This window comes from Falsiroseomonas sp. E2-1-a4, from assembly GCF_051433165.1.
Taxonomy (GTDB): Bacteria; Pseudomonadota; Alphaproteobacteria; order Acetobacterales; family Acetobacteraceae; genus Falsiroseomonas.
Window position 1 is genome coordinate 1 of sequence record NZ_JBHMFS010000048.1, and the last position, 6922, is coordinate 6922.

Below are 6922 nucleotides of genomic sequence, written 5' to 3' on the forward strand. Positions count from 1 at the left end.
TGCCGAACTGTGCTGGCCCGTCTCGTGCCGGCCGGCCTATGCTCAAGACAGCATCAGGAGAGGGAGCATCATGCGACACATCCGCCGCGCACTGGGCGCAGCCATTCGAAAGGCGGTCCCGATGTTGCTCATCGCGCTTGGCACAGGCATGGCCGCGCCGCCGGCCTTGGCCGCCGATCAACAGGTCGCGGCGGGGGAGGCGGCCTATGCGACCGATTGCGCTTCCTGCCACCGCACTCCGGCGCGCGTTTTGCGGCGCTACCTGGACATGCCGCCGCAGGAGCGCGCTGCGGCACTCGACCGCTTCCTGCCGGACCACTTTGCGCCCGACGCCGAGCGGCGGGCCGCCATCATCGCCTGGCTGATAACCTACCGCCCACGCTGAGCAGCGGGTCACAGCCCCCGCAGCGCGAAGGCCAGGACGCCGAGCGCCACCAGCCCCAGCAGCGCGCGGATGCGCCAGCGGAGGCGCCGCTCGGCCAGGGGCAGGGGCTTACGCATAGTCGAACAACTCATAGACGACGTGCTCGGGTGGCACGCCCAGCGCCTCAAGGTAGCGCATGACGGCCATGGTCATTGGCTCCGGGCCACAGATCATCACCGTCACCTCCGCCACTGGGACAACGCGCAGCAGTTCGGCCAGCACCCCCCGGTCGGGCCGGCCCTGCGCGCCACCCTCGGGCGCGGCTTCCTCGGCGAGGAAGCGGTAGCGCCAGCCGCGCCGCTCCGCGATCGCCACCATCTCCGCGCGGCAGATCAGGCGATCGGGCGTGCGCGCGGCGTACAGTAGTGCCACTGACCGAGGGTCATCCGTGGCGTCCAAGGCGCGAACCACCGACAGAATGGGTGCGATGCCCGCCCCGCCAGCGACCAACAGGAGCGGCCCGGGGCCAGCCCGATCCAGCGTGAAGACCCCATGCGGCCCGTCGATCCGCACTGGCAGGCCCGCGGGCAGGGCGCCGAGTGTCCGCGTACGGTCGCCGGCCTCGCGGATCACGAAGTGCAGGTCGCGCGCGCCTGGCGCCGAGGCGACCGAAAAGGGATTGTCATCCCAGGGGGCCGCGCGGCCGAAGGCAAGCCAGAAGAACTGGCCGGCGGCGAATTCGGGTGGAGTGGGGCCGGTTACCGTGACGTTCCAGTAGCTGGGACCGAGTGGCGTCACGGCGCCGATCCGCCAACCCGCGCACGCTGCGCGCCAGGGCTTCCAGCCCCAAGCCCAGGCCAGCAGCAGCGCGGCGCCGAGAAGCCCCGCCCACCAGAGCGCGCCAAGCGGTGCGAAGCTGGAGTAGAGCCCGACTTCCATCGCGTGCCACACACCAGCCCCAGCCGCGACCAGCGCGCCCAGTCCATGCAGCAACCGCCAGTGCTGATAGGGGATGACCCGTCGACCAAGCGCCAGGAACACTGTGGCGACCAGGGCAATCCAGGCGATCTTGCCCGCGGTCATGCGGGGGCTCGTGAACATCGCATGCAGCCGGGCGAGGCCGCGCGCCGGATCATCCAGCAGCAGCGGCAGGACGAACAGGACCGGATGCAACAGCACCATCACGAGCAACAGGATCGCGGCGGTGCGATGGAAGCGCATGGTGACATCGATGCCGCTGCGGCCTGAGACGAGGTGCCAGCGGCCGGAATGGGCGAATTGCAGCAGCAGGAGCGACAGGCCGACCAGGCCGAGCGCGATCCCCGCTTCCTCGTGCCAGCCACCGGGCTCCTCCGCCGCGCCGAGCGCCAGCAACAGCGGCAGCGAGGCCAACAGAACAAAACCCAATAACGCCGCGGTCACCGATAGGGCCAGACCCGCTGCAATTGGCGGTGCTGGTCTGGAGCCGTGTGGGGGCATCTTTCCTCCCGATGGTCGCATTTCAGGCGAAGCGCATCCAACGTGTGGGCGTTCTGCGCGCCAGCCGTGGCGACCTTGGCCGATGGCGGGTCCTTCCACGCCGGGAAAGACCGAACCATCAGACCTTCGGATCACACGGCGCGGCGACGCCGTCCGGCGGTTGGCGCGCGATCGCGCACTGCGTTTCAGCTTGCCTCCGTGACGAAATGCCGGGCGCTAAGCCACCGCGTTGCGTCCGGCGATCCGTCCCATGACCAGGCACATGGCGAGCGCGCCGCCGCCGATATAGTCCTCGAAGAAGGCACCGCCCGCGCCCTCGCCGGCGGCGAACAGGCCGGGGATAACGCGGCCGTCCGCCTCCAGCACCCGCGCCGAGGGATCGGTCATGACGCCGCCGAAGGTCAGCGTGATGCCAGGCACCAGCGGGTGCAGCGCGAAGAAGGGCGCCTGCTCCAGCTTGCGGGCCAGCGTCCGCTTGGGCGGCGCGGCCCCCGGCGCGGCGCCGTCCTGCACGGCGGCATTGAAGGCGGCGACGGTGCGGGCCGTCGCCTCCGGGGGCAGGCCCACCTTGGCGGCCAGGGCCTCGATCGTATCGGCCTGGTGCACGTCGAGGCCAAGGCGGCGGAAGTTCCCGACCACGCCCGCCACCGCCGCGATCTCGGCGATCCGTTGGTCGAACACCAGAGTAGCCCGCCCCTCCGGCTGTGTCAGTACCGCCTTGCCGTGCGCGACATAGCCGCGTGACTCGTCGACGAAGCGTTCCCCCGTACGGTTGATGCTGATCGCATGGGGGATGGCGGAGGCCGGCTGTCCGGCGGCGGTCGACTCCGGGTCCACCGCCGCGATATGCAGCGCCATCATCCCGCCCATGCCGCGCAGGCCCGCGCCCGCGGCCTCCGCCATGCGGTGGCCGTCGCCGGTGGCGCCGCGATAGCCGCGCACCATCAGCGCGCCGGCATTCGGGTCGGCGAAGGCCTCGAGCATCGCGGTGTTCGCCGCGTAGCCGCCGGTGGCGATCACGACGGTCCGGCCGAGGTAATCCACCAGGCCCTCCGGCCCCGCCGCGCGGACGCCAACGACATGGCCCCGGTTGTCCATCACGAGTTCGCGCGCCTTCACGCCGAGCACGAAACGCCCGCCGCGCGCCTCGATGCGCTGGCGCATGGTCTGGAACAGCACGGGCATGCCGCGCCAGGCCCCCGGCCCGGCGGTCCGCACCGCCACGCGGAACGGCGCGCTCTCGCCCTCCGGCTCGAAGGCCACGCCGTTGCGCTCAAGCCAGGCGATGTTCTCGCGCACATGGTTGGCCATCAGGGTGAAGATCTCAGCGTTGCCGCGCCCCTGTCCGATGCGCTCATATTCGCGGGCGAATTCCTGCCGCGCCGCCGGGGAATCGCCCATCGGCAGCGCGAAAATGCCGGCGGCCAGGATCGAGTTGCCGCCGAGGCGTTCCGCCTTGTCCAGCACGATCACGGATGCGCCGCGCTCGGTCGCCTCCAGCGCGGCCGCGCAGCCAGCCATGCCGCCGCCGATCACAATCACATCCGCGCGCTGTTGCCCCTGCGGGGCAGGCAGCGTGGCGGCCTGCGCGGCGCCCAGCGCCGTCATGCCGCCAAGTCCGACGCCCATTACCGACAGCAAGCCGCGGCGGTCGGGGTTGTGCGATGCGCTATCAGCCATTTGGGCCTCCCTTTGGTTGCGTGTGATTGCTGTGCCAGACCTAGCCGCCTGGGTTCGGACGCGGGACGTCGCACCCGCCCATGGCCGCGCGGCTGCCGGCGACGCCCCTTATCGGTGCTGGTCGTGATGCCGGAATTCTCTCCGGCGTGGCGCCACACCTGAGTTGAGGGATAGATGAGCGCGCCGTAACTTTGCCTTGATCTGCATCAATAGCGTCAGACGCGCCGATCAGCCGGCAGGTCTCTTTCGAGCAATTGGGCCGCCGCCCCAACTCGCTGGCGAGATACGCCGCGATGGCGCGGACATTTACGAGCCCACGAAATTGGGTTCCGAAAAAGCGCGGCTGAAGCCGCTGCCACTGCAATGTTGAAGCTACGTGGGCATTGGGTTCTGTCGCTTGCTGCATACCGAGCGGCGCTTGATGGCGCGCTGCCCCAGACGCAGTTTAAAATCCGTCAAACAGCTCGGTCGACAGATACCGCTCTGCGAAGCTTGCGGCGATGGCAACAACCAACTTGCCGGAGAGGGACGGGTCCCTCGCCACCTGCATGGCAGCATGGAGCGCAGCGCCGGAGGAAATCCCGATCGGCAAGCCTTCCTCGCGCGCGCAGCGCCGCGCCGCGGTGATAGCCTCTCGCTCCGTCACGCGCAGCACGCCGTCGAGATGTTCCAGCTCCAGCACGGCGGGCCTGAAACCGGCGCCGATGCCTTGGATGCGGTGTGGGCCTGGTTCGTCACCATTCAGCACGGCGCTCTCGGCGGGCTCCACGCCCAGCACTCGCAGGCCGGGCACGCGTGGCTTCAACAGCCGAGCAATCCCTGTGGCGGTGCCGCCCGTTCCGATACCGGCGATGACGACTGCGACATCACCACCCGTATCGACCCAGATTTCCTCGGCCGTCGTCGCCGCGTGAACCTTGGGGTTCGCGGGATTGTCGAACTGCTTCGGCATCCAGGCCTCGGCCGTCTCGGCGACGAGCTGCTCAGCCCGCGCCATGGCACCCGCCATGCCAGACCGCGACGGGGTCAGGACAAGTTCGGCACCCAGCAGCCACATCATCTTGCGACGCTCGATACTGGCACCATCCGGCATCACCACGATCAGTCGGTAGCCCTTTGCGGCGGCGACGAATGCCAGTGCGATCCCGGTGTTGCCGGAGGTCGGCTCCACCAGAACTGACCGGCCAGGCGTAATGATCCCGTCACGCTCGGCTGCTTCGACCATGGCGAGACCGATGCGATCCTTCACGGAACCGAGCGGGTTGAAATACTCCAGCTTCAAGGCCAGTCGCGCCTTGAGGCCGGCGGAGGTGGCCAACCGAGGCAGCAGAACGAGTGGCGTGCCACCGATGGTCTCAAGGACGCTGCCGAAGAGGCGCCCCCTGGGCTTGGCAGGTTCCGCGATCGCCAGCGTCGGCTGAGCGGCATGCGGTACCGGGGTCGGGCGTCGTGCACGCGACGTGATTTTTGCCATGGCGTGGACCATACAAGCGAGATTCGTTCGAGATAAGGGGCCAAGCTGGTATAACACGCCAATCTGGCGTAGATCATGGTTTCCAGCCGTTCCGCCAGGCATCTGAAAGCCAGGGGCTGGATGCGAACCGCGAACCAACCTCGCTGACCGGAAAAGGCCACCTTGATGATTCTCCGACGCGACCGTGCCCTGGTTGCCATCGACATCGTCCTGGACGTGGCATTCCATGCTGGGCGGGGGCTGGATGCGACCGGCGGATCGGAGATCGCTGACCGCCTGTCGGCCCAGCGCCGCGGCATCGAGCCGGTTCTCCAGGCGCTGTCGCGGGCCGGCATCCTGGACAGTACCCGTGGCCCCAAGGGCGGTTATCGCCTGGCCAGGGCACCGCATGGGATCACCTTGATCGACGTGGTGGATGCGGTAACGGAGACGGAGGAGGAAGAGGTGCCGCCCGGCCGCCTCACCGCCGCCGTCACCGTCCCGCTGTGGCGCGCCCTGAATGCTGGGCTTCGTGACCAACTGGCGGAGACGACGGTACAGGATCTGCTGCGTCAGGCCGCCGCCGCCGGCCTGCGCCGCCCGACATCGGAGCCCCTGGATTTCGCAATCTGACGCAAGACCGTTATCGCCGCCCTGGTTCCAGCACGTCATTGACGACATCACGTCGTTCAAAGGTGGAAATGCGAATTCGATGGTTGGCTGGCAACCGGCCTGGTGCTGTTGATCTTGGCGAGCGGCATATTCTGGCTGGCGGTGGAACCGGGCGCGGGGCAGGCGGCGTCCTGGGTCCTCAGCCTGGCGCTCGGCCTTGTTCTGTTTCATGCGGCATTCGGCTTCGCCGGCGCGTCTCGGCGGCTGCTGTCGGAACGCCGCTCCGCTGGACTGCGGGCGCAGGTCGTGATGCTGGCGCTCGCCGTGGCCTTGTTCCTGCCGGCGCTGGAGACGGGCATGCTGGGCGGGCGGCCGGTGCGCGGCTTCGTCTTTCCGTTGGGGCTTGGCCTGCTACTGGGCGCCTTCCTGTTCGGCATCGGCATGCAACTCGGCGGCGGCTGTGCCTCCGGCACGCTCTACACCGCGGCGGGCGGGCAGGGGGCGCGGATGTGGCTGACAGCTGGCCGCCTTCATCGCCGGCGCCACGCTTGCGGCCTGGGATGCGGCGCGCTGGCTCGATTGGCCGGCGCTGCCGCCGATTTCCCTGCCTGCACTGTTCGGCACCTGGCCGGCGCTGCTGTTGAGCCTGGCCGTGCTGGCGCTGGTCTGGTGGGTCTCGACCTGGCTGGAACGGCGGCGCCATGGGGCGGTGGAGGCGCTGGCCTGGCGCGGCGGCAGCCTGCTGCGCGGCCCGTGGCCGCTGGTCTAGGGCGCGGTGGGGCTGGCGCTGTTGAACTTCGCCACACTGTGGATTGCGGGCCGCCCCTGGGCGATCACCCGCCGCCTTCCCGCTCTGGTGATCTCGCGCGGTGGAGGCGCTGGGCTGGGACGACCCGGCCTTCTGGACCTATTGGGAGGATCCGACGCGGGCCGAGGCGATCCTGCGGCCGCTGCTGGCGGACCGCACCACGGTGATGAATCTCGGCCTGATGGCCGGTGCCTTCTTCGCCGCGGCGCTGGCCGGCCAAAAGGCGGGCTGGCGCTGGCCGCGGCCGGGGGAGGCGGCGGCTTCGGTGATCGGGGGTCTGTTGCTCGGCTATGGGGCGGTGCTCGCCTATGGCTGCAGTGTCAGCGCCTATTTCGGCGGAATCGCCAGTGGCAGCCTGCATGGCTGGGTGTGGATCATCCCGGCGCTGATCGGCAACGCGGTGTGGCTGCGGCTGCGGCCGGTTTTCGGATTGGGCGCGGCAAATTCGGGGTTAGACCGCAACGACAAGTGGATTATAGGACGGTTGTTGCTTGGCCGCTGGCTCGAGGCGCGGAGCAAGGGCCGC

At 69.3% G+C, this 6922-nt stretch carries 7 protein-coding genes and 1 pseudogene; 5 read left to right on the forward strand and 3 right to left on the reverse strand.

Going from position 1 to position 6922, the window contains the following annotated elements; genetic code table 11:
- Window positions 1-385 (forward strand): hypothetical protein (locus ACFHNC_RS24355; RefSeq protein WP_437171833.1); only part of this gene is annotated, 385 nt, incomplete at its 5' end.
- Between the two features lie 108 nt (window positions 386-493).
- Here the strand turns inward: ACFHNC_RS24355 and ACFHNC_RS24360 are convergent.
- The 3 genes from ACFHNC_RS24360 to cysK all read right to left on the reverse strand — a co-directional run bounded on the left by ACFHNC_RS24360 (window position 494) and on the right by cysK (window position 5009).
- Window positions 494-1756, reverse strand: coding sequence for a ferredoxin reductase family protein (locus ACFHNC_RS24360; RefSeq protein ID WP_437171834.1), 1263 nt, complete (start codon window positions 1754-1756; stop codon window positions 494-496).
- Between the two features lie 303 nt (window positions 1757-2059).
- On the reverse strand, window positions 2060-3523 hold the full coding sequence (locus ACFHNC_RS24365) for an FAD-dependent oxidoreductase (RefSeq protein ID WP_437171835.1): 1464 nt from the start codon (window positions 3521-3523) through the stop codon (window positions 2060-2062).
- 445 nt (window positions 3524-3968) lie between these two features.
- The gene (gene cysK, locus ACFHNC_RS24370; protein WP_437171836.1) at window positions 3969-5009 is read right to left on the reverse strand and encodes a cysteine synthase A; all 1041 of its coding nucleotides are present in this window, start codon (window positions 5007-5009) and stop codon (window positions 3969-3971) included.
- Between the two features lie 153 nt (window positions 5010-5162).
- Here cysK and ACFHNC_RS24375 point away from each other — a divergent pair, with 153 nt between their 5' ends.
- From ACFHNC_RS24375 to ACFHNC_RS24390, 4 genes and pseudogenes are all read left to right on the forward strand, one after another.
- Window positions 5163-5609 (forward strand): RrF2 family transcriptional regulator, encoded by a 447-nt coding sequence (locus ACFHNC_RS24375; protein ID WP_437171837.1) that lies wholly within the window; start codon window positions 5163-5165, stop codon window positions 5607-5609.
- A 141-nt stretch (window positions 5610-5750) separates the two neighbouring features.
- Window positions 5751-6095 (forward strand): annotated as a pseudogene (locus ACFHNC_RS24380) (YeeE/YedE thiosulfate transporter family protein); the annotation flags it as partial.
- Window positions 6096-6228: 133 nt separating this feature from the next.
- Complete coding sequence (locus ACFHNC_RS24385) at window positions 6229-6357, forward strand: hypothetical protein (protein ID WP_437171839.1); 129 nt, start codon at window positions 6229-6231, stop codon at window positions 6355-6357.
- A gap of 100 nt (window positions 6358-6457) precedes the next feature.
- Window positions 6458-6922: YeeE/YedE thiosulfate transporter family protein (locus ACFHNC_RS24390; protein ID WP_437171838.1), on the forward strand; the 465-nt coding region annotated here is incomplete at its 3' end.